Origin of the sequence: Sphingomonas sp. GlSt437 (assembly GCF_048015635.2) — a bacterium.
GTDB lineage: Bacteria > Pseudomonadota > Alphaproteobacteria > Sphingomonadales > Sphingomonadaceae > Sphingomonas.
Genome location: NZ_JBPGYA010000001.1, coordinates 607220 through 631637, shown reverse-complemented (window position 1 = coordinate 631637; position 24418 = coordinate 607220). Strand labels below are relative to the sequence as shown.

Here is a 24418-nt window from a genome sequence, read left to right as displayed (position 1 = left end):
GTGGTGGACATCAGGCGTTGTCGTCCATGGGCAAGCGCGCACTGTGTCGAACGCTTCGGATGATCACTTTGGTGCCGTCATCGCTAACCTGATAGCGCAAAATATAAGGGCGCACCGTCACCATCTCGCGAACGCCATTGCCGGCGGGCCGCCCACGATCGGGAAATGCCGTAAGGCTGTTTCCAAGCGCGAGCAGTCGCGACGACAGGCGTCGCGCGGCCGGTGGATCGAATACATCGATATAAGCGATTATCTGGTCGAGTTGTTCAAGCGCCTCGCCCGACCACTCGACGCTAGCCACCCCGCGAAGCTAGCCACTCATGGAAGGGCTTGCGATCCGGCGTGCCCCAGGTCTTGAGCCACTCCGCCACGATGGCGTGCGGCCAAACTCGACCGGCGGCGATGTGGGCCAAGGCGCGCGCGTCGCTGGCAGCGATAGCCGCTTCGTCGTCCTGTTCAAAAATGCCGGGCTCAGCTTTCATGGCCAGCAGCATAGACCCGCCGCCCTGCCTTGGCTAGGAGGATGCCGAGCGCAAGAGGGGCACCATGTCCGACGAATCCAACGTCCAGTTTTCCGAACGCGAGGCACTGCTGTTCCATTCGGAAGGGCGGCCGGGCAAGATCGAGATCATCGCGTCCAAGCCGATGGCGACGCAGCGCGACCTGGCGCTGGCGTATTCGCCGGGCGTCGCGGTGCCGGTGCGCGCCATCGCTGCCGATCCGGCGACGGCCTATGATTATACCGCGAAGGGCAATCTGGTCGCGGTGATTTCCAACGGCACTGCGATCCTGGGGCTCGGCAATCTCGGCGCGCTGGCGTCCAAGCCGGTGATGGAAGGCAAGGCGGTGCTGTTCAAGCGCTTCGCCGATGTCGATTCGATCGATCTCGAGGTCGATACCGAAGATCCCGAAGCGTTCATCAACGCGGTCGCACTGCTCGAGCCCAGCTTCGGCGGCATCAACCTTGAGGATATCAAAGCGCCCGAATGCTTCATCATCGAGCAGGCCCTGCGCGAGCGGATGAAGATCCCGGTGATGCATGATGACCAGCACGGCACCGCGATCATCGCGGCGGCGGGGCTGATCAATGCGTTGTTCCTCACCGGCCGCGACATCAAGGACACCACCATCGTGGTGAACGGCGCGGGCGCGGCGGCGATTGCGTGCGCGGAGCTGATCAAGGCGATGGGCCTGCCCAGCGGTAACCTCATCATGTGTGATCGCAAGGGCGTGATCTATCAGGGCCGCGATGGCGTGAACCAATGGCAATCGGCGCACGCGGTCGTCACCGAGCGCCGCAGCCTGGAAGACGCGCTTGACGGGGCGGATGTGTTCATGGGCCTGTCCGCCGCGGGCGCCTTGCCGGCCGAATACCTCATGAAGATGGCGAAGAACCCGATCGTCTTCGCCATGGCCAATCCCGATCCCGAGATTACCCCGCCCGAGGCCAAGCGCGCGCGGCCCGATGTGATCATCGCAACCGGCCGGTCGGATTATCCGAACCAGGTCAACAATGTGCTCGGCTTCCCGTTCATTTTCCGCGGCGCGCTTGATGTGCGCGCGACCGGCATCAACGACGCGATGAAGGTCGCCGCCGCCCAGGCGCTTGCCGATCTCGCGCGCCAGCAAGTGCCCGAGGAAGTGGCGGTCGCTTACGGTACGCGGCACAGCTTCGGCCCCGATTACATCATCCCTGCGCCGTTCGATCCGCGGCTGATGGAAGTCGTGCCGCTCGCGGTCGCTAAGGCGGCGATGGATTCGGGCGTCGCGACCAAGCCGATCCTCGATCTCGACGCCTATCGCCAGTGCCTGCGCGGCCGCCTCAACCCGACCACCTCGGTACTGACGCTGGCGTACGAAGGCGCGCGCGCGCACCCCAAGCGCGTGCTGTTTGCGGAAGGCGAGGAGGAAGTCGTGCTGCGCGCCGCGATCGCCTTCAAGGATGGCGGCTATGGCACGCCGGTGCTGGTCGGCCGCGACGATGTGCATGACCGGCTGCGCGCCTTGGGCGTTGTCGAGCCCAAGCACTATGAGGTCCATAACAGCCGCAATTCGCCACTCGTGCCGCGCATGGTCGATTTTCTCTACCAGCGGCTCCAGCGGCGCGGGTATCTCCGCCGCGATTGCGAGCGGATGATCAACCAGAACCGCAACATCTTCGGCGCGGTGATGCTCCAGCTTGGCGAAGTCGACGCGATGCTGACCGGCACGACGCGCACCTATGCCCAGACGATGCGCGAGGTTCGCCGCGTGATTGATCCGGTGCAGGGTCGCACCGCGTTCGGCATTCACGTCATGGTCGGGCAGAGCCACACGGTGTTCATGGCGGACACCACCGTCAACGAGCGGCCTGATGCCGAAATGCTCGCTGATATCGCCGAGCAGACGGCAGCGGTGGCGCGCCGCATGGGGCATGAGCCGCGCGTCGCGTTCCTCAGCTACTCGACTTTCGGCAACCCGGAAGGGCAATGGCTGGAGGGTATTCGCGGCGCGGTGAAGGAGCTTGAGCGCCGCCAGGTCGGTTTCGAGTTCGAAGGCGAAATGGCGCCGGATGTGGCGCTCAACCCGCGCCAGATGGCGAATTACCCGTTCGCGCGCCTGTCTGGCCCCGCCAATGTTCTCATCCTGCCAGGGCTGCAATCGGCCAACATTTCCGCCAAATTGCTGCGCGAGCTGGGCGGTGATGCGGTGATCGGCCCGATGCTCATCGGCATGGAAAAGAACGTCCAGATCGCGCCGATGACCAGCACCGCGAGCGAATTGGTGACGCTGGCGGTGCTGGCGGCGGGCGGAATTGCGCGGTAAGGGGCTTTGTGCTATCTGACCATTTAACTGGTCAGGAAACGGCAATGGTTTCGGTAGCACTTGCGGACGCCAAAGCGCGGTTAAGCGAACTGGTAGCGCTGGCCGAGGCCGGCGAAATCGTCTCGATCACCAAGCGGGGCAAACCGGTCGCTCGACTGGTCGCGGAAGTACAGCCGAAAAAGCCGATTGATGTAGAGGCGATGCGGCGGATCGCGGCCTTGTCGCCACCCTATGTCGACCCTGACGGCTTGTCGTTTGTGGAACGCCTGCGGCGCGACAATCTGCTTTGAAAGTCTATGCGGATAGTTCGCTGCTCGTTTCCGCCTTCACGACCGAAACGGCGAGCGAGGCTGCGCGGCAATGGCTTGGCGGTCTTCCTGAGGATGCGTTGCTGACAAGCTATTGGTGCCGTGCCGAAATCGTTTCGGCGCTCGCCATGAAGGCGCGCGGTGGGGAAATAAGCCAATCTTTGGCTGTTATGATTGCCCGTGAGATCGCATCCATGCTGACTCACTCTGCAACGCCGATCGCCATCAACGACGCGGCGTTGATGGCGGCGGCGGAATTGATCGAGCGCAGCCCGTTGCCGTTGCGCGCTCCCGATGCACTGCATCTTGCCATCGCGCAGTCGGGCGGCGCCATCGTCTGGACGTTGGATGTCGACATGGCAAAGGCAGGCGCTGCCCTTGATTTGGGGACGCGCCTGCTCAGCTGATCAGGCGTCGATCGACACGCCGACAGCGGCGTTCACCAGCCCGCCATCGACGGTGATCGTGTCACCCACCACATAATCCCCCGCGCGGCTGGCGAGGTAGATGGCGGTGCCGGCCATATCCTCGTCGACGCCGATGCGCTTGGCGGGGATGCTTTGCGCCACCGCGTCGGCATGGTCGCGCGCGGCGCGGTTCATTTCGCTGGCGAACGCCCCCGGCGCGATCGAGGTGACGTTGATGTAATCGCGCACCAGCCGCGCCGCCATCCGCTTGGTGAGGTATATGAGCGCTGATTTCGACGCGTGATAGCTGTACGTCTCCCACGGATTGAGCCGCTGGCCGTCGATCGAGGTGATGTTGATCACTTTCGCCGGCCGGTCCGCGGATGCTGCCGCCTTCAGCGCTTCGTGAAGCGCTTGGGTGAGGAAGAAGGGCGATTTGACGTTCAGGTCCATCACCTTGTCCCAGCCCTTCTCCGGGAACACCTCGAAGGGTTCGCCCCAGGCGGCGCCGGCGTTGTTGACCAGGATGTCGAGTTTCGTTTCATGCTCAGCGAATTGCGCGGCGAGCGCCTTACAGCCCGCGACGGTCGACACGTCCTGTGGCAGCGCGATGCAGTTGGGGCCAAGCTCTTCGGCGGTGGCGAAGCACGCATCGGCCTTGCGCGACGAGATATAGACCTTGGCGCCTTGGGCGATGAAGCCGGCGGCGATCATCTTGCCGATGCCGCGCGAGCCGCCCGTCACCAGGGCAATGCGGCCATCGAGGCGGAACAGGTTGGTGGTGTCCATCTTCACTCTCCCTTTTTATCGTCATCCCAGCGCAAGCTGGGATCGCTGGCCGCAGGCGCGACCGGTCGTGTAATGATCGCCAGCGGCCCCAGCTTTCGCCGGGGCGACCGAACAGCTCTACCCCCCGCGCTTCACCGTTTCGCGCGCGACGATCAGCTGCTGGATTTGCGTCGTCCCTTCGTAAATGCGGAACAGCCGCACGTCGCGGTAGAGCCGCTCGATGCCGTAATCGGCGATGTAGCCCGCCCCGCCGAAAATCTGCAACGCGCGATCGGCAACGCGGCCGACCATTTCACTGGCGAACAGCTTGGCGGCCGAGCTTTCGAGCACGACGTCCTCGCCAAGGTCCTTTTTTGCCGCCGTTTCCAGCGCCAGGGCGCGGGCGGCGAGCGCTTCGGTTTTCGAGTCGGCGATCATCGCCTGGATCAGCTGATGCTCGGCGATCGGTTTGCCGAATTGCTTGCGCTCGCTCGCATAGGCCACGCAATCGGCGATCAACCGTTCCGCGACGCCGACGCACACTGCCGAGATATGCAGCCGCCCGCGATCGAGCACGCGCATCGCGATCTTAAAGCCTTCGCCTTCCGCGCCCAGCCGATTCTCGACCGGCACCTCGACGCCGTCGAAATTGACGTCGGCGACCTTGGCGCCCTTTTGCCCCATCTTCTTCTCGGGCTCGCCGACGGTCAGCCCGGCGGAGCGGCGCGGCACGAGGAAAGCGGAAACGCCGCGTGCACCGGGATCGTCGCTGGTTCGCGCCATCACGGTGAACAGATCGGCCTTGTCGGCATTGGTGATGTAGCGCTTGGTGCCTGACAGGCGATAGACATCGCCGTCGCGCACTGCGCGCGTCTTCACGCTCGCCGAGTCGCTGCCGACATCGGGCTCGGTCAGCGCGAAGCTGGTAACGACTTCGCCGCTTGCGATCTTGGGTAGCCACGCGGCTTTCTGCGCGTCGTTGCCGGCCATGACGAGGCCCTGGCTGCCGATGCCGACATTGGTGCCGAAGGTGGAGCGGAAAGCCGGCGTGGTGCGGCCGAGCTCGATCGCGACGCGGCATTCCTCGGCCATCGTCAGCCCCAGGCCGCCATAATCGGGCGAGATCGACAAGCCGAACAGCCCCAACTCGCGCATTTCGCGCACGATCGCGTCGGGGATCGCGTCGTCAGCCTCGACTTGCGCCTCCAGCGGGCGCAGCCGTTCGGTCACGAAACGGCGCACCGTGTCGATCAGCGCGTCGAAGGTTTCCGGGTCTAGCGCCATTTCCTCTCCCCGTGTTTCTCGGCCCTAGCGCCTATTGCAGCGAGCGCCGCACCGCAAGCCCGGGCACCAAACCCGATCTTCAAAACTTCCGCGATTGACCCTGGCCACCGCCCACCTATGCTCCCGCCCAAATAAGGAGAGGATCGATAATGCGGTTCGCGGGCAAACGCGCCGTCGTGACCGGCGGCGCATCGGGCATTGGCCGCGCAACTGCGCTCAGGCTGGTCGAAGAGGGCGCCGAGGTCTGGATCGGCGATGTCGATGTGGCGGGCGGCGAGGAGCTGGCGGCGACGTCCAATGGCCGCATCCGGTTCCAGCGTACCGATGTCACGAAAGTCGCGGATATCGAGGCGCTGATGCTGGCGGCGGATGCAGCCGGCGGCATCGATGTGCTGTTCAATAATGCCGGCGCGGGTGGTGCGCGCGAGCCGATCGACGAGATCGACGCCGATGGCTGGGACCGGACGCAGGCGCTGCTGCTCCGCTCGGTCGCGATGGGCATCCGCTACGCCGCACCCCTGATGGCGGCGCGCGGCGGCGGCGCGATCGTCAACACCGCCTCGATCGCCGCATTGCAGACCGGCGCGGCGCCGACGGCTTATTCGGTTGCCAAGGCGGGCGTGCTGCACTTGACGCGGCTCGCCGCCACTGACCTTGCCCGCCACCACATCCGCGTCAACGCCGTGTGCCCGGGCTTCATCATCACCAACATCTTCGCGAGCGCCATTGGCGTGGAGGGCGAGCAGCGGACCGTGGTCAATCAGGCGATTGCCGGCATTGCGGCACATGCGCAGCCGGTCCAGCGCGCCGGCCGGCCCGAGGATATCGCCGCCGCGGTCGCTTATCTTGCCAGCGACGATGCCGCCTTCGTTACCGGCACGCACATCCTGGTCGATGGCGGAATGCTCACCGGCCCGCGCCACAGCTGGGATGTCGATGCGCCCTCGCTGTTCGATACGCTCGAGGCGTTTCGCTGATGCACGGCCCCGGCGCGGCCCCAAGCGGCGCGCCACCGGCGCGCCGGCTGCCGCTGTTCACCAAGCTGTCGTTCGGCCTCGGCTCGATCGCTTATGGCATCAAGGACAATGGCTTCGCGACCTTTCTGCTGTTGTTCTACAATCAGGTCGTCGGGCTGCCGGCAACGATGGTCGGCTCGGCGATCCTAGCCGCGTTGGTGATCGAAGCCTTTGCCGATCCGCTCGTCGGCTATCTGTCGGACCATACGCGCAGCCGGCTCGGTCGCCGCCACCCATGGATGTATGGCTCGGCGCTGCCGGTCGCGCTGGGTTGGGTGCTGCTGTGGAACCCGCCGACCGGCTGGTCGCACGGCGCGCTGGCACTGTATCTTTTCGGGAGCGCGTTGCTGACGCGGCTGGCGCTCTCCGCCTTCGAGATTCCCGCCTCGGCGCTGGGGCCGGAATTGTCGTCGGATTATGACGAGCGGACGCGGTTGTTCTCGTACCGCTATCTGTTCGGCTGGTTCGGCGGGCTGGCGATGCTGGCGCTGGCTTATGGCGTGTTCCTGGTGCCCGATGCCGCGCACGCGGTCGGCTTGCGCAATGGCGCCGGCTATTCGCGGATGGCGCTGTTCGGGGCGCTGGCGATGGCCGTCGCGATCATCCTGTCGTCGCTGGGCTTGCAGCGCGAAGTGCGCTTCATGCCGGCCGTGACAACGGTGCGCCAGACCTTGGCCGAGCATTTCGCGCTGTTCCGGCAAACGGTGCAAAACCGCGCCTTCGCGGTGCTGATGGCGGCAAGCTTGTTCGCTTACACCGCGCAGGGGCTGTCGTTCGCGCTGTCCAATTATCTCTACCAATATGTCTGGCATTTGCACGGCGCCCAATATCAGCTTGTTGCGGTGGCGCTGCTCGCCGGGGCGATGGGCGCGTTCGTGCTCGCGCCACAGGCAGCAAGGGGTGGGGACAAGCCGCGCATCGGCATGATGTTGTCGTTCGCTAATGCCGTGCTCTGCGTATTGCCCTATGTGCTGCGGCAGCTGGGCGCCTTCCCGCCCGACACGTCGCCATGGATGGTGCCGCTTCTGCTGGTGATCCTGGGCGTCAACACCACGGCCGGCGTGGCGGCGTTCATCCTCGGCTCGGCGATGTTGTCCGACGTGGTCGAGGATGCTGAGTTGCGCACTGGCCAGCGATCGGAAGGTGTGTTCTTCGCCGGCTCGTTCTTCATTCAGAAAACGACGACCGGGCTGGGGACGTTCTTGGCGAGCGCGGTGCTGGCGGCATCGGCATTTCCGATCGGCGCCGATGCCGCCACGCTCAGTCCCGCAGTCGTCTCGCGGCTGGTGATCTGGTTCATCGTGCTGATGTTCACGCTTTACGGCATCGCCTCGCTGCTGACGTCGCGCTTCCCGTTTGGCCGCGCGGAGCATCTCGAGCGGCTTGCCCGGCTCGGCGTCGAGCGCGGCTGAACGCTGGTTCCGCCTGGCGCGGGTCAAGTCATCGCCGTGACAAAACGACTCATCCCGAAACGAGCGCGATGGGGTTCCCTACCGCGCATCGTGCCGCTAGCTCCCAATCAACACTTCAGACGGTCCTTTTGGGGGATTCATGACGATCAAGGCCTGGACAGCGCGTTTCGCGCTGGTGGTTTCTTGCGGCCTGGCGATGGCGACGCCTGCGATGGCGCGGCACCATGCGCATCACGCCGGCCATGCGCTGCAATGCGTCCCCTATGCGCGCGAAGTTTCAGGCATCGAGCTGCGCGGCAATGCCAATACTTGGTGGGCACAAGCCGAAGGGCGCTATGCCCGTGGCCATGCGCCCCGTGTCGGTGCGGTGCTCGCGTTCGCGGCGACCAGCCACATGCGGATGGGCCATGTCGCGATGGTGAGCCAGATCGTCGGTGATCGTGAAGTGCTGCTGACTCACGCCAACTGGTCGCGTCGTGGCGGCATCGAGCGCGACGTGCGCGCGATCGATGTGTCGCCCAACAACGACTGGAGCCAGGTCAAGGTCTGGTTCGCACCGCTCGGTGACTTGGGGCTGACATCTTACCCGACCAAGGGCTTCATCTATCGCGATGGTGCCGACAGCGCGCCGGTGATCCTGGCCTCAAGCAGCGACAAGCCGGGCCATGGCCTCGATGCGGTCATGACCTTCACCGCGGGCGGCCCGACCAACTGATCAGCTGATCGGGACCGCTCTCCAGCGGTCAGGCGTGGCCGGGCGCGAATTTCAGCGCGACGCCGTTCATGCAGTAGCGCAGGCCGGTCGGTTGCGGGCCATCGTCGAACACATGGCCGAGATGGCCGCCGCAGCGCCGGCAATGCACTTCGGTGCGCGTCATGCCGAGCGTACTGTCGGTATGTGTCGCCACGGCGTGCGGCAACGGTTGCCAGAAGCTCGGCCAGCCGGTGCCGCTGTCGAACTTGGTCTTCGACGAAAACAGCGGCAGCGCGCAGCCCGCGCAGATGAAGGTGCCGGCGCGATGCTCCTTCAGCAGCGGGCTGGTAAAGGGGTATTCGGTGTCTTCCTGACGCAGCACGCGATAAGCTTCGGGCGACAAGCGCTTGCGCCACTCGGCATCGCTCAATTGGAATTCGAACTTGCCCGTCGCCGCCATCGCCGGCCGGGCGCCGCGAAAGGCGAACAGTGCGGCGGCGCCAGTGGCGACACCGGCAACGGTCAGAAATTCGCGTCGATTACTCATGGCTACGGATCCTTCGGCTCTGATATCCGCGTCCTTCGCGCGGGGTGTGCCGGAAGTTACGCCGGTAGATGGAAATAGATGCGTGGCCCTGCCAGTGTGGATGGCCAACTCACCTGAATAATCATGTCGTCACCCCGGGCTCGACCCGGGGTCCCGCTGCTTCAACCGCCTGATTGCAGCGGGACCCCGGCTCAAGGCCGGGGTGACGGGTTGGGTCGATCAATATTTGCTGATCTCAACCGGCAGCTTCCGATAGCCGTGGACGAAGCACGCCGCGACGCGCACCGGATCACCCACCACATTCACGCGCATGCGCCGTTTCGCCATTTCCTCGAGCAGGATGCCGATCTGCAGCTCGGCAAGGCGCGCGCCGACGCAGCGGTGGATGCCATGGCCGAACGCCAGGTGGCGACGCGCATTGGGCCGGTCGACGATGATTTTGTCGGCATCATCGCCGAACACGCTTTCGTCGCGATTGGCCGAGAGGTACCAGAGCGCGACCTTGTCGCCCGCTTTGATCGTCACGCCGTCGACCTCGGTATCCTGTGTCGCAGTGCGGCGCATATGCGCGAGCGGGGTCTGCCAGCGGATGATTTCCTGCACGGCATTGGGGATCAGCGACGGATCGGCTTCGAGCTTGGCGCGCTCGTCGGGGAAGAGGTCGAGGCCGTACGCCGCCGCCGACATCGAGTTGCGCGTCGTGTCATTGCCGCCGACGATCAGCAGGATCAGGTTGCCGAGAAATTCATGTTGATCCATCTCGCTCATCGCCTCGGAGTGGATCATCATCGAAATGAGGTCGGGTGTCGGTTCCTTGCCGACCTTCTCGTTCCACAGCTTGGTGAAATAGCCACCGCATTCATACATGTGCTGCAGCCGCTCGGCGCGCTTTTCCTCGTTCTTGACCAGTTCGATATCGCCGGCCCAATCGGACCAGAAAGTCAGCTTGCGGCGATCTTCCCACGGAAAATCGAACAGGATGGCGAGCATCTGCGTCGTCAGCTCGATCGAGACGGTATCGACCCAATCAAAGGTCTTGCCCCAGTCGAGGCTGTCGAGAATCTCGGCCGTGCGGCGGCGGATGTCGGTCGACATGCGCACCATCTCAGACGGCGTGAACGCCGGCGCGACGGTGCGGCGCTGGCCGGTGTGCTTGGGCCGGTCCATCGCGATGAACATCGGCATCTTCACGTCACCGCGCGACTCGTCAAAATCAGCGATGGTGATGCCGCCTGCTTCCGATGAGAAGATATCGGGCAGCGACTCGATATGGACGATCGGCTTGTAGGTGCTCACCGACCAGAAGGGGCCGAAATCGCTATGCTCGACCTTGTAGATCGGCGCCTTGGCGCGCAACTCGCGAAACGGTTCCTGCCAGCGATCCTCGGTGTAAAGCTCGGGCCGGCTGACATCGAACGGATCGACCGCCGCCTTGCCGGGGGTCGCCACTTCCTGTGCAAGAGTCGCCATTATCCTCTCCTATCGCCACCAAGAGAGCATTAACTTACATTCGTGTCAATAACGTTTCAGCCGGGCTGGGCGCTAGCTTTGCCACGCTTGGGGCCGGCGCCGGATTTGAGCACGCCGCGCCGGAACGCGCGCGCACCGATGGTGATGGTGACGCCGACCCACAAGGCTTGCCACGCAATTGCCAGCGCATGCGGCCATAGCTCTGGCGAATTGGCGGCGTGCGCTGCCATCGCGAAGGGCGAACTGAGCGGAAAAATCTCGGCAACATGCGCGATCGTCGACCCGGGTGACGATGCGGCGGCCGATGACAGGCCGAACATCGCCATCTGGACGATAGTGATCGGCAGCGACAGCATCTGGATCTCGCGCATTGTTTGCGCCTGTGCGCCGACGCCGAGAAACACCGCGCCCAAGAGCATGTACGCCATGGTGAAATAGGCGCAGAACAATACGACGAACGCCGGCACGCCGACCGCCGGCCCGACATCCCCGAACACGCGCACCCCGTCAATAGGCAGCAGCTGGATCGCCTGGCTGATAAGCGTGCCCCAGAAGCTGACGAACAGCACCGCAACGCCGAACATGCCGATCAGCTTGCCGAGGAATACGGCTTCCAGCGGCACGGCGGCGGCAAGCACCTCGATCACCTTGTTGCTGCGTTCCTCCGCCATCGTGCCGACCGCTTGGGTCGACAGGAACAGGGTCAGGAAGAAGATGCCGAACACCGCGAAGAAGGCAGCCTGGCTGTGGCCGCTCTTGGTCGGTTTGATACGCTCGAACGGCGCCTTGTCGGGATGGCTGAGCGCCGTCGCCGCGCCGCTCGCCCGGTCGCGCAGCACGGTTTCGGCGAGCGCAGCAAGATAATCGGCCGTGCGCTTGCCGTGCGCGCCGTAACGGATGTGGGGCTGGTCGAGCGGGCCATAGAGCACGGCGGCGGTATCCGCTTCATGGTCCTCCATCGCTGTCCGCGCCTGCGCTGCCGTGTCGCCCTTGGGCGTGAGCACTTCGAGCGCCGGCGGCGCTTCATCGGGGCGGAACACCTGGCGCAGCCGCGCATCGGCGGCGGTGAGCGCCGGCTTGTCGCTGGCCGGCGCGATGACCGCGATCCGCTCACGATCGGTGCTGCCGCGCGCCAGTGTCGCGCCACCAATACCGCCCACGACACCGAAGGCGATCATGATCAGCGGCGAGAGCAGGAATACCAGGAACAGCGGCGTGAACACGGTCGCGACGAAATCGCGCCGCGCAATGGTCAGCGTCTGGCGAAGCAGGCGTTGGCGGATCATAAAGCAGCTTCCTCCAGCGCCTTGCGGCCGACAATGTTGACGAAAGCGTCATGCAGGCCGGGCCGTTCGATCGACAGGCCAGCAATGCCATGGCCGCTGTCGATCAGCTTGACGAGCAAGGGCTCGATGCCGGCGTCAGGCAAGGTGAAGCGCCAGCCGGGGCCTTCCGCGGTCGCATCAGCGGGGAGCAGCGCGCGCAGGTCATTGCCATCGGTTGCGGGCGTATAATGGACGATTTGGGGCAGGGTGGCGCGCGCCTCCGCCACGGTGCCTTCAAATTTGCGCTTGCCGCCGGCGATGATCGCCAGCCGGTCGCAAAGGCGCTCGGCGTGGCTCATGATGTGGGTGGAGAACAAGATGGTCGCGCCACGATCCCGCTCGGCGCGGATCAGCGCTTCCAGCCGCTCCTGATTGACGGGGTCGAGACCCGAAAACGGCTCGTCGAGCACCAGCAGGTCGGGCTGATGGACGACCGAACCGAGCAACTGAACAAATTGCGCCATGCCCTTGGAGAGCTTGCGAATCTTGTCATCGGCAGCATGGCCCAGCCCGGCTTGTTCAAGCAAGGTGGCGGCGCGCTTGCGCCCCACTCGCCAGTCGAGCCCGCGCAGCGCGCCCATGAAGGCGATTGCCTCCTTGGCTTTCATCGCCGGGTAAAGCCCGCGCTCTTCGGGCAGATAGCCGATGCGATCGCCGACTTCGCGTGGCCGGTCATGCCCGAGCAGCGCGCGGACGCCGGCATCGGGCTCGATAATCCCGAGCAGCATGCGCAGCGTCGTCGATTTGCCCGCGCCATTGGGCCCGAGCACGCCGTAGATGGTGCCCTTGGGCACGGCGAGATCAACCCCGTCGACGACCCGCCGCCCACCGAATTTCTTCACCAGGCCCTGCGCGCTGACCGCCAGCTGATCGTTCATTCGCGAATTTTTCCCGCTCCTCGCCCACGACCGTGGTAGCGGGGGCATGTGGACGAACACAAGCCATTGAACGGGTTAATCCAGGAAAAAGCGTCTGCGCTCGGCTTTGCGGCGTGCGGCATTGCGCGCGCCGACGCGATTCCGGCCGCCGCCGAGCGGCTGCGCGCGTGGCTGGCGGAGGGGATGCATGGCGAGATGCTGTGGATGGCCGAGCGCGCGCATCAGCGCGGCGCCCCGCAAGCCTTGTGGCCGGCGGTCAGGAGCGTGATCGCGCTCGGCATGAGTTACGCGCCCGCCACCGATCCGCTGGCGCTCGCCGCGCATCCCGATCGCGGTCGCATCTCGGTCTATGCGCAGGGCCAGGATTATCACGATGTGGTGAAGCGCCAGTTGAAGGCGCTGGCCCGGTGGCTGGTCGAGGCGGCGCCGGACGCCGACGTAAAGGTATTCGTCGATACGGCGCCAGTGATGGAGAAGCCCCTGGCGGAAGCGGCCGGGCTCGGCTGGCAGGGCAAGCATACAAACCTTGTCAGCCGGGATGACGGTAGCTGGCTGTTCCTGGGGGCGATCTACACGACGCTCGATCTCGCGCCCGATGCGCCGGCGCGTGATCGCTGCGGGTCGTGCGATGCCTGCCAGCGGGCCTGCCCGACTGACGCTTTCCCGGCCCCCTATCGGCTCGATGCGCGGCGCTGCGTGTCGTATCTGACCATCGAGCATAAGGGGCCGATCCCGCCCGAATTCCGCCGCGCGATCGGCAACCGCATTTATGGCTGCGACGATTGCCTGGCCGTGTGCCCGTGGAACAAGTTCGCCGATGCGGCGCGCGCGAACCTGGCGTTTCTGCCCCGCGCGGAACTGGTGGCGCCGCGCCTTGCCGATCTGCTCGCGCTCGACGACGTTGGTTTCCGTCGGGTGTTCGCCGGCTCACCCATCAAGCGCATCGGCCGCGACCGCATGGTGCGCAACGCGGCGATCGCGGCGGGGAATAGCGCCGACACGACGCTGGTGCCGGCGTTGGAGCACCTCGTCGACGATCCGTCAGCGGTTGTCAGTGAGGCAGCCGCGTGGGCATTAGGCGAGCTGGAGCCCGCCGCTGGTCGCGGTTGATATCCGCTACTTCCCGCCGCCGCGCCGCGCTATCGCCGCGACGCAGCTGGCGCGGTCGATCGGGCTGCCGTCGGTCTGGCGCGCATCGACATGCGTCACGACCGCGCCTTTGCCGCCGCCCGGGTAGAGATAGGCGTCGAGCACGCAGATCGCGCTCTGGAACTGCAGTTTGCGCCCCGTGCCTTCGCTGACATCGGCATCGGCATGACCAAACAGCGCGGTCAGTTGCGCCGCATCCTTGCCCATCACGCGCTCGAGCCCGACCGGGCCGTAACTGGGGCGGGCCGGCGGCGGCTGGAAGCCGACCGCAGGCGGCGGGGTCGTCCCGCCGCACGCCGCCAGCGGCAGGGCCGCCAAGGTGGCGAGCATGGTGGGGGGAAGGGTGCGGCGGCGCGATATGATCATCCCGCCACCTTCCTGATTGCGCGCCCAAGGGCAATCATCAAATGCGCCGTTTGCCGCGTGGGAGTTGCGCATCGCCGCTGGCGCCCCTAACGCACGCGCCAACTTATCCCCGTGCCGGAGAACCCCACTTGACCACGCCCGCGCTTGATATCGTCGCGATCGGTAACGCCATTGTCGACGTGCTGTCGCCCTGCGACGACGGGTTCATCGTCCGCGAAGGCATGACCAAGGGCTCGATGCAGTTGATGTTCTCGCCGGCGGAAGCCGACGCGCTCTATGCGAAAATGGGCCCGGGCACCGAGGCGAGCGGCGGATCGGCGGCCAATACCGTCGCCGGCATGGCGGCGCTCGGCAGCAAATGCGGCTTCATCGGTCAAGTCGCCAAGGATCAGCTCGGCCAGGTGTTCGCGCACGACATCCGCGCTGCCGGCGTCCATTTCGACACGCCGGCGCGCGATGGCGAGCCCTCCACCGCGCGCTGCCTGATCTTCGTGACGCCCGATGGGCAGCGAACGATGAACACTTTCCTCGGCGCCTCGCAATTCCTGCCCGCGCACGCGCTGGATCATGATCTGATTGCCCAGGCCGCGATCCTCTACCTCGAAGGCTATCTCTGGGACCCGGAGGAACCGCGCGCCGCGATGCGTGCCGCGATCGACATTGCGCGCGGGGCAGGCCGCAAGGTGGCTTTCACGGTGAGCGATGTGTTCTGCATCGGCCGCCATGGCGGCGATTTCCGCGCGCTGATCGCCGATGGGCTGATCGACATCCTCTTCGCCAATGAAAACGAGCTGCTCGCGCTCGCCGAGGTCGACGATTTCGACGGCGCGGTTGCCAAGATCGCGGCGCAAGTGCCAACCTTGGTAGTGACGCGCAGCGAGAAGGGCGCGATTGCGCTGGCGGGCGGCGCGCGTGCGCAGGTTAGCGCCGAGCCGATCGACAAGGTTGTCGACACGACCGGCGCTGGGGATTTATTCGCGGCGGGCTTCCTCCACGGCCAGGCACAAGGCTGGGGGCTGGAAAAGTCGCTGCGGCTCGGCGCGATCTGCGCCGCGGAAATCATCAGCCATGTCGGCGCGCGGCCGATGGTCGACCTGAAGGCGCTGGCGGCGGCGAAGCTGGGCTAACCAAATCCTCCCCCGCCAGGGGGAGGTGTCGCTGCAGGCGACGGAGGGGGAGGAAGCACCGCTGCCGGTTGGGAGTCCTCCCCCTCCGTCAGGCTGTGCCTGCCACCTCCCCCTGACGGGGGAGGATTATAATAGATCAGGCCGCAACCACCGCGTCAGCCGATCGCGGTCATATCCGCATTACCGTCCACCTCGACGATGCCGCGCGCCACATTGGAGTGATGGTAGCCATAGAGGAAATAGAAGAGCAGACCGATCCCCGTCCACGCCAGGAACACCAGCTGCGACGCGCGATCCAGGCTGACGAACAGGACGACGCAACCGATGATCGACAGCGGCGCGACCAGCCACAGCAGCGGCGTGCGGAACGGCCGGTGGCGTGATTTGTCGGTCAACCGCAGGATCATCACGCCGAGCGAGACGACGGCGAAGGCGAACAACGTCCCCGAGTTCGAATAGTCCGCCAGCGTGCCCACCGGCAGGAAGGCCGCGCAAACGGCGACGACAGTACCGGTGATCGTCGTCACCACCCACGGCGTCTTGAAGCGGGGGTGGACGGCGGCGAGGGCGCCGGGCAGCAGCCCGTCCCGCGCCATCACGAAGAAGATGCGCGTCTGGCCGAACATCATCAGCAGCACCACCGACGGCAGCGCGAACGTTGCCGCCAGCGCGATCAGCTGGCCGAAGATCGGGTTGGACACCTCACGCGCGATATAAGCGAGCGCTTCCTTAGAGCAGACCACCGGCGCATGCGCGGATTGGCACGCGGCGCTGGCGTAAAGCTCGGGCGCGCCGCCGGCGAAGAACTTGCCGGTCGCCGGATCGACCAGCGGCTGCGCGCCGAACGATCCGATGACGCCGCTTGCGACGAGCAGATAGAAAATGGTGCAGATGGTGAGCGATGCGATCAGCCCGATGGGCACGTTGCGCTGCGGGTTCTTGGTTTCCTCCGCCGCCGTCGACACCGCATCGAAGCCCACATAAGCGAAGAAGATCGATGCCGCAGCACCCAGCACGCCGGTGCCGGAGCCGTCGAGCGGATTGCCCCAGCCGCGCGGTGTGAAGGGGTGGAAATTGGCGGTGTGGCCAAACACCATCGGCAGTGTGATCGCAACAAACAGCGACAGCGCCGCGACCTTGATCGCGACCAGCACGGCATTGACGGTCGCGCTTTCCTTGGTGCCGATGACCAGCAGCCACGTCATCAGCGCGGTGATCAGCACGGCCGGCAGGTTGATGAGGCCACCGATCTCGCCGCCCTTCAGGATGCCCCATTCGATCTTCGGCCCCACCGTCAGCGCATGGGGCAAATGTAATCCCCAGCCCTCCAGAAAGCCGACCATATGGCCCGACCAGCCGACCGCGACGGCACTGGCGCCCAGCGCATATTCAAGGATCAGCGCCCAGCCGACGAGCCAGGCCATCAACTCACCCATCACCGCATAGGAATAGGTATAGGCCGAGCCGGCAACCGGCACCATCGAAGCAAGTTCGGAATAGCATAGGGCGGCAAAAGCGCAGACCAGCCCGGCGACAACGAACGACAGCATCATCCCCGGCCCGGCCTTTTGCGCGGCAGTCGCGGTCAGCACGAAAATGCCGGTGCCGATAACGGCGCCGATGCCCAGCATCGTCAATTGGAACGCGCCCAAGGATCGGTGCAGCGATTTCTTTTCCGCAGTCGCAATAATCGCGTCCAGCGGCTTGATCCGCGCCAGGCTCATGTGTCGTCTGTCTCCCTGTCGGCGGTCATTGCCGCCGCTTTGTTGTTCAATCGGCTCAGCCTAGCCGCAAATCGCCCTCAGGCAATCCCTTAATGGCTACCACCGACCAGCATTGGGCCAAGCGGCCTGCCGCCAAAGAGATGGACGTGGAGGTGCGGCACTTCCTGGTGCGCGTCGAGGCCGATATTGGCGAGCAGGCGGTATCCCGGCGCAACCAGCCCCAGGTCGCGCGCCACATGGCCCACCGCGCGGACGAAGCCAGCAATCTCCGCATCGGAGGCCCGCGCGCTGAAATCGTCCCACGAAACATAGGCGCCCTTGGGGATCACCAGAATGTGCGTCGGTGCCTGCGGGTTGATGTCATGGAAGGCGAGCGCGAAGTCGTCTTCATAGACCCGCTTCGACGGGATTTCGTCGCGCAGAATGCGCGCGAAAATATTCTGGTCGTCATAGGGTTGGGTGGCGTCGATGGGCATACGGAGTCACTCCGAGCGGGAAGCTTTTTCAGTGAGGCCGGGCACGCCTTCGCGGCGGGCAAGCTCCGACCGGACATCGTCCAGGGTCAGCCCCGCATCGGCGAGCAGGATGAGCAGGTGGAAGACGAGGTCGGCGGCTTCCTTGGTCAGCTCGACCGCGTCGTCGCCCATCGCGGCGATGACCGTTTCGGTCGCTTCCTCGCCCAGCTTCTGCGCGATTTTGGCGCGACCCTTGGCGGTGAGGCGCGCGACATAGGAGGCGTCGGGATCGCCGCCACGCCGCGCGCGGATCGTCGCTTCGAGCGAGTCGAGAATATCGTCGGCCATCCGTGTTAGTCCCTGGTCGCCTCGTCGCGCTTGCGGGCGAACCGCGCGCGCAGCGCCCGGCGCACGAAGATAACCGCGAGCACCGCAAAGGCAAAGGTGACGACGTCGTACAGCTCGGGATGCGTCCGCTCGCGCACCAGGCCTGAATGGGCGGGGACTTCGGTGGTATTCATGGCGCGGGCGTCCTGACCGGCACGCCAGCGGCGGCAAGCGCACGATGCGCATCGGCGATCGACGCCTCGCCGAAATGGAAGATGCTGGCGGCGAGCACCGCGCTGGCATGGCCCTGCGTGATCCCCGCGACAAGATCGTCGAGCCCGCCAACACCCCCCGACGCGACGACCGGCACGCTGACTTGATCGGCGATCGCACGGGTCAGCGCCAGGTCATAGCCGTCGCGGGTGCCGTCGCGATCCATCGAGGTGATGAGCAACTCGCCCGCACCCAGCTCAGCGAGCCGGACGGCATGCACGACCGCGTCGATCCCCGTTGCCTGGCGCCCGCCATGAGTGAACACTTCCCACCGCCCCGGCGCCACTGCGCGCGCATCGATCGAAGCGACGCAGCACTGGCTGCCGAAGCGATCGGCGATGTCGGCGACCACCTCGGGCCGCGCGACGGCCGCGCTGTTGACCGCGACCTTGTCGGCGCCCGCCAGCAGCAGTGCGCGCGCATCCTCCGCCGTCCGCACGCCCCCGCCAACGGTCAAGGGCATGAAGCAGACTTCCGCCGTGCGGCGGACGACATCGATGATCGTGCCGCGCGCCTCATGGCTTGCGGTGATGTCGAGGAAGCAAAGCTCGTCGGCGCCGGCCGCATCATAAGCGCGCGCCTGTTCGACCGGATCGCCCGCATCGCGCAGATCGACGAAGTTCACGCCCTTGACCACGCGGCCATTGGCGACGTCGAGGCAGGGGATGACGCGGGCGCGGAGGGTCATTGGTGGGCAATGATCCAGAACGCGTAGAATATGGTCGCGGCGACCGGCGCAAACCGCACCAGAACGACAAATAACCAGAATTTTTCAGGTTCGGCACGGCGGTCATAGCGGTGCGTTTCTTGGTCGCCCCGCCTCAGCGAGGCAACGCCGCTGCGTATCTCGCGCACTGCTACATACGCGTTTGCCAACGCCACCGCCAACATGAGCAAAGCAAGGGCCAGCACCGCCGTCATGATGCCGCCCTCGCCACACTCAGCGCCGCCGCCAGGTCGAGCCGCCCGTCATAAAGCGCCCGACCGGTAATTACCCCCTCAATCCCGTCGCGCGCATGGAGCGCGAGCATGTGGATGTCGGCAATGCCCTTCACGCCGCCGCTCGCGATCACCGGAATGGTCACCGCGCGCGCCAGATCGACCGTCGCGTCCAGGTTCACCCCTTTCAGCAGCCCGTCGCGCCCGACATCGGTGAACAGTAGCGCGGCGACGCCCGCATCCTCGAACCGGCGGGCAAGATCGACGACGCTGGTGGTCGACACATCCGCCCAGCCCTTGGTCGCGACCATGCCATCCTTGGCATCGACTGCGACGACGATGCCGCCGGGGAAATCGTGCGCCGCTTCGCGCACCAACTCGGGGTCGTCCAGCGCTGCCGTGCCGATCACGACGCGCGCCACGCCGAGATCGAACCAGCGCTCGATGCTCTCGCGGCTGCGGATGCCGCCACCCAGCTGCACATAGCCGGGAAAGCGCTCGACAATCGCCTTCACCGCCTCGCCGTTGACCGAGCTGCCCGCAAAGGCGCCGTCGAGATCGACGACGTGGAGATGCTCGGCGCCGGCTTGCGCAAACAGCATCGCCTGCGCGGGCGGGTCTTCGCCATAAACCGTCGCGCGCGCCATATCGCCCTCAGCCAGGCGCACGACTTGCCCGCCCTTCAGGTCGATCGCGGGGAAGACGATGAGGCTCATGGCCGCCACTTGAGAAAGCGTTCGAGCAGCGCGAGCCCATAACGCTGGCTCTTTTCCGGGTGGAATTGCACGCCAAGCATGTTGTTGCGGCCGATCGCTGCCACCACGGGCCCGCCATGCGTCGTCGTTGCCAGCACCGCATCGCCCGAAAAGGCATAGCTGTGGAGGAAATAGGCCTCGCCCGGCGCGATCAGCTTGTGTGGGGCGGTCGGGACGACATCGTTCCAGCCCATATGCGGCACCTTGATCGCGGCATCGCCGGGCTCGATCAGTTGCACATCGCCCTCGATCCAGCCGAGCCCGGCGTGCGTGCCGAATTCATGGCCCTCATTGGCCATCAGCTGCATGCCGACGCAGATGCCGAGAAACGGCACGCCCGCGCCGAGCACTCGCACGTTGAGCGCCTCGACCATGCCGGGCAGCGCGCGCAACGCCGCCGCGCATGCGCCGAATGCGCCGACGCCGGGCAGCACGATGCGGTCGGCGCTCAGCACCGCGCGCGGATCGGCGGTCACCGCCACGTCGCTCGCGCCGGCCGCTTTCAGGGCGTTCGCCACCGAATGAAGATTGCCCGCGCCGTAATCGATCAGGGCGAGAGTCATAAGCCCCCTCCCGCCTGCGGGAGGGGGTTGGGGGTGGGCGAGGGGTTAGCAGCGCGTGCCCACCCCCCGGCCCCCTCCCGCGAGCGGGAGGGGGAGAGCGTCACAGCACCCCCTTGGTCGAGGGGATCGCGCCGCCCTTGCGCGGGTCGATCTCGACTGCAGTGCGAAGCGCGCGCGCCAAGCCCTTGAACGCGCTTTCGATGATGTGGTGGTTGTTCTGCCCGTACAGCGTTTCGACATGCAGCGTCAGCCCGGCGGTCTGGGCGAAGCTGTGGAACCAATGCTCGAACAGTTCGGTATCCATCTCGCCCAGCCTGGCTTGCGAGAAGGGCACTTTCCACACCAGCCAGGGCCGCCCGGAAATATCGAGCGCGACGCGGGTCAGCGTCTCGTCCATCGGCGAGAGCGCGTCGCCATAGCGGCGGATGCCGGCCTTGTCGCCCAGCGCCTTCGCCACTGCCTCGCCGAGTGCGAGCGCAGTATCCTCGACCGTGTGGTGCTGGTCGACATGCAGATCGCCGACCGTCTTGACGCTCATGTCGATCAGCGAATGGCGCGACAGCTGCTCGATCATATGGTCGAGAAAGCCGATGCCGGTTGAAACCTCGTAAGTGCCGGTACCGTCGAGCCCTACCGTCACGTCGATCGAGGTTTCCTTGGTGGCGCGCGAAATCGTGGCTGTCCGCATGGGCCCTTCCCATAGCGGCTTTGTGGTCGCGCGCAATCTTGACCACGGGGATTAGCACGCTACTCCAAGGGGCATGACTGGCGAATTGCCCGATAGCCTGATTCCTTATGATGAGATCGTGCAGGAAGCGCTGCGCGCCGTGGTCGGCCGTGTGCTCGGCTCGGTGGCGGACAATGGCGATCTGCCCGGCGACCACCATTTCTACATCACCTTCAAGACGCAGGCGCCCGGCGTCGAGATACCGCGCCATCTGATCGAGCGGTTTCCGGACGAGATGACGATCGTCCTGCAGAACCGCTTCTGGGATCTGGCGGTGGATGACGAGAGATTCTCGGTGGGGCTGAGCTTCAACCAGGTCGCGTCGAAGCTGACGATTCCCTATGCGGCAATCACCGGCTTCCAGGACCCGGCGGTGCATTTCGAGCTGCGCTTCCAGGCCCTCGACGTGCCTGAGGAAGCCGAGCATGACGAAGCCGGCAACGATGCGGGTCGCGATGGCGCGGGCGACGGGTCGAACGTGGTGAGCGTCGATTTCAAGCGGAAGAAATAGCATTCGTCGCCCCAGCGAAAGCTGGGGCCGCCATGATCGGGAACCACGGCGACCGGCCCCAGCTTTCGCTGGGGCGACGGCTTTGGGATTATTGCCATGACCCAGACCCGCATCGAAACCGACAGCTTCGGCCCCATCGAGGTCCCTGCCACTGCCTATTGGGGCGCGCAGACGCAGCGCAGCACAGAGAATTTCCCGTTCGGCGCGACCGAGCGGATGCCGATCGGCATCATCCACGCGCTCGCCATCGTGAAGCAGGCAGCGGCGCGGGTGAACCGGACGCACGGCCTGGCGCCCGAACTTGCCGATGCAATCGAGGCTGCGGCTGCCGAGGTAATTGCCGGCGCGCATGACGACCAGTTCCCGCTCGTCATCTGGCAAACGGGCAGCGGCACCCAGACCAACATGAACGTCAACGAGGTGATTGCAGGGCGTGCTAACGAGATGCTGACCGGCACTCGCGGCGGCAAGAGCCCGGTCCACCCTAACGATCACGTCAATATGAGCCAGTCGTCCAACGACAGCTTCCCGACCGCGCTGCATATTGCGGCCGTATTGGCAGTGCGAGAGCTGAAGTTATCGCTGGGGCGGCTGGTTTACGAGCTGTCCGAAAAGGCAATCCAATGGGCGGAGATCGTCAAGATCGGCCGTACGCACTTGCAGGACGCAACGCCGCTGACGCTCGGCCAGGAGTTTTCCGGCTATGCGCGACAGGTGTCTGCAGCGGGACCCCGCTTGCGCAATGCTACCGATGAGTTGCTCGCGCTGGCCCAGGGCGGCACGGCTGTCGGCACCGGCCTCAACACGCCCAAGGGCTTCGATGAGGCGGTTGCGGCGGAGATTGCTAAGATTACGGGCGAGCCCTTTGTGAGCGCATCCAACAAGTTCGAAGCACTCGCCTCCAACGACCCGCTCGTCCACCTTTCCGGCACCCTCAACACCCTCACTGTCTCCCTCACCAAGATCGCCAACGACATCCGCCTGCTGGGTTCCGGCCCGCGTGCCGGGATTGGCGAGCTGCACTTGCCCGAGAACGAGCCCGGCAGCTCGATCATGCCCGGCAAGGTCAATCCCACCCAGTGCGAGATGCTGACGATGGTCGCCGCGCAAGTGATCGGCAATCACCAGGCGATCACCGTCGGCGGGATGCAGGGGCATCTGGAACTGAACGTCTTCAAGCCGATGATCGGCGCGGCGGTGCTGCGCTCGATCCACTTGCTGTCGGTCGGCATAGCGAGCTTTGCCGAGCGCTGCGTCGAAGGCATCGAGCCCAACCGCGCCCGCATTTCCGAGCTGGTCGACCGCTCGCTGATGCTGGTGACCGCGCTCGCGCCCGAAATCGGTTACGACAATGCCGCCAAGATCGCCAAGCACGCGCATGCCGAGGGATTGACGCTCAAGCAGGCGGCGCTCGCGCTGGCGCTGGTCGACGAAGCGACCTTCGATCGTCTGGTGCGGCCCGAGGCGATGGTTTGAGTTGGTTCATGCGGAGGCGCGGAGGCGCGGAGAAGGTTTGAATTTTCCGGGTCACCCCACCGCAAGCTGGGGTCGTTGGCAAAGGCAGGATCGATCGGCGAGCGACCTCAGCGTGCGCTGGGGTGACGGATTGGAGCTGATGTTCGGCATTTCTCCGCGCCTCCGCGCCTCCGCGTGAACCAACCCGACCCCACCACCCCACGCTTGACGCCCGCGTACCGTCACGGCACTAGCAGCCATGGCCGGCCCCCCTGACGATCCCCATGGTTTCAAGCGCCGCGGCGTTTTGTTTGTCCTCTCTTCGCCCTCGGGCGCGGGCAAGTCGACCATCGCCAAGATGCTGCTCGGCTCCGAGCCCGAATTGTCGATGTCGGTCAGCTACACGACGCGGCCGATCCGCCCCGGCGAAGTCGACGGCAAGGATTATCACTTCGTCGATCTCGAGCGTTTTCGCGCGATGGTGAAGAATCACGAATTCCTCGAATGGGCGCATGTGTTCGATCACCGCTATGGCACGCCCAAGGCCGACGTGTTCCACCAGCTCGGCGAGGGGCACGACATCTTGTTCGACATCGACTGGCAGGGCGCGCAGCAGCTTCACCAGCTGGCCGGCGGCGATGTGGTGCGCGTGTTCATCCTGCCGCCGTCAATGGCGGAACTACGCACCCGATTGGAACGCCGCGCCACCGACACGCCGGAAGTGATCGAGGCGCGGATGAGCCGCGCGGCCAACGAGGTCAGCCACTGGGATGGCTACGACTATGTGCTGGTCAACGATGATGTCGATGAATGTTATGAAAGCGTGAAGACGATTTTGGCAGCCGAGCGGCTGAAGCGATCACGTCAGACGGGGATCATCGGGTTTATTCGGGAATTGTTGCGGTGAGCGGTCGCTACCGAAGCGGAACAACGCCCGGTGGCAAATGGGGATGCGCCGTAGCAACCATTATTGTTACTCCCCTCGCTTTTTTCTTATACTGGTCGAAACACTCGGCGACTGCGTTTCGGGCTATGATTGCCACAAGAATTTCTGGACTCATGTCGCGATACCAAGTGCGATCGTTTTCATAACACTCGGGCTGACCGTGCGTTTTGCGGTGAACGCTATTCGC

Annotated in this window: 29 protein-coding genes; 11 read left to right on the top strand and 18 right to left on the bottom strand. The window is 65.3% G+C overall.

Going from position 1 to position 24418, the window contains the following annotated elements; genetic code table 11:
- Positions 1-10 precede the first annotated feature (10 nt).
- Together ACLB0R_RS03345 and ACLB0R_RS03340 are read right to left on the bottom strand one after the other, a co-directional pair.
- Positions 11-301 (bottom strand): type II toxin-antitoxin system RelE/ParE family toxin, encoded by a 291-nt coding sequence (locus ACLB0R_RS03345; RefSeq protein ID WP_416641934.1) that lies wholly within the window; start codon positions 299-301, stop codon positions 11-13.
- The gene (locus ACLB0R_RS03340) at positions 294-494 is read right to left on the bottom strand and encodes an antitoxin (protein WP_416641933.1); all 201 of its coding nucleotides are present in this window, start codon (positions 492-494) and stop codon (positions 294-296) included. The genes ACLB0R_RS03345 and ACLB0R_RS03340 overlap by 8 nt, the downstream gene beginning before the upstream one ends.
- A gap of 52 nt (positions 495-546) precedes the next feature.
- On the opposite strand from ACLB0R_RS03340, the gene ACLB0R_RS03335 reads away from it, so the two are divergent.
- Genes ACLB0R_RS03335 through ACLB0R_RS03325 form a run of 3 tightly spaced genes read left to right on the top strand, consistent with a single transcriptional unit; the run spans position 547 to position 3520 of the window.
- Positions 547-2805, top strand: a complete 2259-nt coding sequence (locus ACLB0R_RS03335) for an NADP-dependent malic enzyme (protein ID WP_416641932.1) — start codon at positions 547-549, stop codon at positions 2803-2805.
- A 44-nt stretch (positions 2806-2849) separates the two neighbouring features.
- A complete protein-coding gene (locus ACLB0R_RS03330) occupies positions 2850-3095 on the top strand; it encodes a type II toxin-antitoxin system Phd/YefM family antitoxin (RefSeq protein ID WP_416641931.1) in 246 nt (81 codons plus the stop codon).
- Positions 3092-3520, top strand: a complete 429-nt coding sequence (locus tag ACLB0R_RS03325; protein WP_416641930.1) for a type II toxin-antitoxin system VapC family toxin — start codon at positions 3092-3094, stop codon at positions 3518-3520. The genes ACLB0R_RS03330 and ACLB0R_RS03325 overlap by 4 nt, the downstream gene beginning before the upstream one ends.
- Here the strand turns inward: ACLB0R_RS03325 and ACLB0R_RS03320 are convergent, their stop codons facing one another.
- Together ACLB0R_RS03320 and ACLB0R_RS03315 are read right to left on the bottom strand one after the other, a co-directional pair.
- Positions 3521-4309 carry an SDR family oxidoreductase gene (locus tag ACLB0R_RS03320; protein ID WP_416641929.1) on the bottom strand — a complete coding sequence of 263 codons (789 nt, stop codon included), beginning with the start codon at positions 4307-4309 and terminating at the stop codon, positions 3521-3523.
- A 117-nt stretch (positions 4310-4426) separates the two neighbouring features.
- Positions 4427-5572 carry an acyl-CoA dehydrogenase family protein gene (locus ACLB0R_RS03315; RefSeq protein WP_416641928.1) on the bottom strand — a complete coding sequence of 382 codons (1146 nt, stop codon included), beginning with the start codon at positions 5570-5572 and terminating at the stop codon, positions 4427-4429.
- Positions 5573-5721: 149 nt separating this feature from the next.
- Here ACLB0R_RS03315 and ACLB0R_RS03310 point away from each other — a divergent pair, with 149 nt between their 5' ends.
- From ACLB0R_RS03310 to ACLB0R_RS03300, 3 genes are all read left to right on the top strand, one after another.
- Positions 5722-6549: an SDR family NAD(P)-dependent oxidoreductase gene (locus tag ACLB0R_RS03310; protein ID WP_416641927.1), complete on the top strand. Its 828-nt coding sequence runs from the start codon at positions 5722-5724 to the stop codon at positions 6547-6549.
- On the top strand, positions 6549-8000 hold the full coding sequence (locus tag ACLB0R_RS03305) for an MFS transporter (RefSeq protein ID WP_416641926.1): 1452 nt from the start codon (positions 6549-6551) through the stop codon (positions 7998-8000). Before ACLB0R_RS03310 ends, ACLB0R_RS03305 begins: the two co-directional genes overlap by 1 nt.
- A 139-nt stretch (positions 8001-8139) precedes the next feature.
- Positions 8140-8715: a CHAP domain-containing protein gene (locus ACLB0R_RS03300; RefSeq protein WP_416641925.1), complete on the top strand. Its 576-nt coding sequence runs from the start codon at positions 8140-8142 to the stop codon at positions 8713-8715.
- A gap of 28 nt (positions 8716-8743) precedes the next feature.
- On the opposite strand, the gene msrB is transcribed toward ACLB0R_RS03300, so the two are convergent.
- The 4 genes from msrB to ACLB0R_RS03280 all read right to left on the bottom strand — a co-directional run bounded on the left by msrB (position 8744) and on the right by ACLB0R_RS03280 (position 12914).
- A complete protein-coding gene (msrB, locus tag ACLB0R_RS03295) occupies positions 8744-9241 on the bottom strand; it encodes a peptide-methionine (R)-S-oxide reductase MsrB (protein WP_416641924.1) in 498 nt (165 codons plus the stop codon).
- Positions 9242-9460: 219 nt separating this feature from the next.
- Entirely contained in the window at positions 9461-10711 is a 1251-nt protein-coding gene (locus ACLB0R_RS03290; RefSeq protein ID WP_416641923.1) for a cytochrome P450, read from the bottom strand.
- Positions 10712-10767: 56 nt separating this feature from the next.
- Positions 10768-11997: an ABC transporter permease gene (locus ACLB0R_RS03285; protein WP_416641922.1), complete on the bottom strand. Its 1230-nt coding sequence runs from the start codon at positions 11995-11997 to the stop codon at positions 10768-10770.
- A complete protein-coding gene (locus tag ACLB0R_RS03280) occupies positions 11994-12914 on the bottom strand; it encodes an ABC transporter ATP-binding protein (RefSeq protein WP_416641921.1) in 921 nt (306 codons plus the stop codon). The genes ACLB0R_RS03285 and ACLB0R_RS03280 overlap by 4 nt, the downstream gene beginning before the upstream one ends.
- 66 nt (positions 12915-12980) lie before the next feature.
- Here ACLB0R_RS03280 and queG point away from each other — a divergent pair, with 66 nt between their 5' ends.
- Positions 12981-14024, top strand: a complete 1044-nt coding sequence (queG, locus tag ACLB0R_RS03275; protein WP_416641920.1) for a tRNA epoxyqueuosine(34) reductase QueG — start codon at positions 12981-12983, stop codon at positions 14022-14024.
- A gap of 6 nt (positions 14025-14030) precedes the next feature.
- On the opposite strand, the gene ACLB0R_RS03270 is transcribed toward queG, so the two are convergent.
- Complete coding sequence (locus tag ACLB0R_RS03270; RefSeq protein ID WP_434953694.1) at positions 14031-14393, bottom strand: hypothetical protein; 363 nt, start codon at positions 14391-14393, stop codon at positions 14031-14033.
- Between the two features lie 164 nt (positions 14394-14557).
- On the opposite strand from ACLB0R_RS03270, the gene ACLB0R_RS03265 reads away from it, so the two are divergent.
- Complete coding sequence (locus ACLB0R_RS03265; RefSeq protein WP_416641918.1) at positions 14558-15556, top strand: adenosine kinase; 999 nt, start codon at positions 14558-14560, stop codon at positions 15554-15556.
- A gap of 155 nt (positions 15557-15711) precedes the next feature.
- Here ACLB0R_RS03265 and ACLB0R_RS03260 read toward each other — a convergent pair whose 3' ends face one another.
- The 9 genes from ACLB0R_RS03260 to hisB form a co-directional block, all read right to left on the bottom strand.
- A complete protein-coding gene (locus tag ACLB0R_RS03260; protein WP_416641917.1) occupies positions 15712-17280 on the bottom strand; it encodes an amino acid permease in 1569 nt (522 codons plus the stop codon).
- Positions 17281-17369: 89 nt separating this feature from the next.
- Positions 17370-17756, bottom strand: coding sequence for a histidine triad nucleotide-binding protein (locus ACLB0R_RS03255; protein ID WP_416641916.1), 387 nt, complete (start codon positions 17754-17756; stop codon positions 17370-17372).
- A gap of 6 nt (positions 17757-17762) precedes the next feature.
- Entirely contained in the window at positions 17763-18083 is a 321-nt protein-coding gene (locus tag ACLB0R_RS03250) for a phosphoribosyl-ATP diphosphatase (RefSeq protein ID WP_416641915.1), read from the bottom strand.
- Between the two features lie 5 nt (positions 18084-18088).
- Positions 18089-18256, bottom strand: coding sequence for a hypothetical protein (locus ACLB0R_RS03245; protein ID WP_416641914.1), 168 nt, complete (start codon positions 18254-18256; stop codon positions 18089-18091).
- Positions 18253-19023, bottom strand: coding sequence for an imidazole glycerol phosphate synthase subunit HisF (gene hisF / locus ACLB0R_RS03240; protein WP_416641913.1), 771 nt, complete (start codon positions 19021-19023; stop codon positions 18253-18255). The genes ACLB0R_RS03245 and hisF overlap by 4 nt, the downstream gene beginning before the upstream one ends.
- On the bottom strand, positions 19020-19256 hold the full coding sequence (locus tag ACLB0R_RS03235; protein ID WP_416641912.1) for a hypothetical protein: 237 nt from the start codon (positions 19254-19256) through the stop codon (positions 19020-19022). Before ACLB0R_RS03235 ends, hisF begins: the two co-directional genes overlap by 4 nt.
- On the bottom strand, positions 19253-19990 hold the full coding sequence (gene hisA / locus ACLB0R_RS03230; RefSeq protein ID WP_416641911.1) for a 1-(5-phosphoribosyl)-5-[(5-phosphoribosylamino)methylideneamino]imidazole-4-carboxamide isomerase: 738 nt from the start codon (positions 19988-19990) through the stop codon (positions 19253-19255). The genes ACLB0R_RS03235 and hisA overlap by 4 nt, the downstream gene beginning before the upstream one ends.
- Positions 19987-20592: an imidazole glycerol phosphate synthase subunit HisH gene (gene hisH, locus ACLB0R_RS03225; protein ID WP_416641910.1), complete on the bottom strand. Its 606-nt coding sequence runs from the start codon at positions 20590-20592 to the stop codon at positions 19987-19989. Before hisH ends, hisA begins: the two co-directional genes overlap by 4 nt.
- Before the next feature lie 100 nt (positions 20593-20692).
- Positions 20693-21280 (bottom strand): imidazoleglycerol-phosphate dehydratase HisB, encoded by a 588-nt coding sequence (hisB, locus tag ACLB0R_RS03220; RefSeq protein ID WP_416641909.1) that lies wholly within the window; start codon positions 21278-21280, stop codon positions 20693-20695.
- A 73-nt stretch (positions 21281-21353) separates the two neighbouring features.
- On the opposite strand from hisB, the gene ACLB0R_RS03215 reads away from it, so the two are divergent.
- The 3 genes from ACLB0R_RS03215 to gmk all read left to right on the top strand — a co-directional run bounded on the left by ACLB0R_RS03215 (position 21354) and on the right by gmk (position 24192).
- Positions 21354-21830 (top strand): SspB family protein, encoded by a 477-nt coding sequence (locus tag ACLB0R_RS03215; protein WP_416641908.1) that lies wholly within the window; start codon positions 21354-21356, stop codon positions 21828-21830.
- Between the two features lie 96 nt (positions 21831-21926).
- Positions 21927-23306: a class II fumarate hydratase gene (fumC, locus tag ACLB0R_RS03210; RefSeq protein ID WP_416641907.1), complete on the top strand. Its 1380-nt coding sequence runs from the start codon at positions 21927-21929 to the stop codon at positions 23304-23306.
- A 238-nt stretch (positions 23307-23544) separates the two neighbouring features.
- Positions 23545-24192, top strand: coding sequence for a guanylate kinase (gene gmk / locus ACLB0R_RS03205; RefSeq protein ID WP_416641906.1), 648 nt, complete (start codon positions 23545-23547; stop codon positions 24190-24192).
- Positions 24193-24418: the final 226 nt, after the last annotated feature.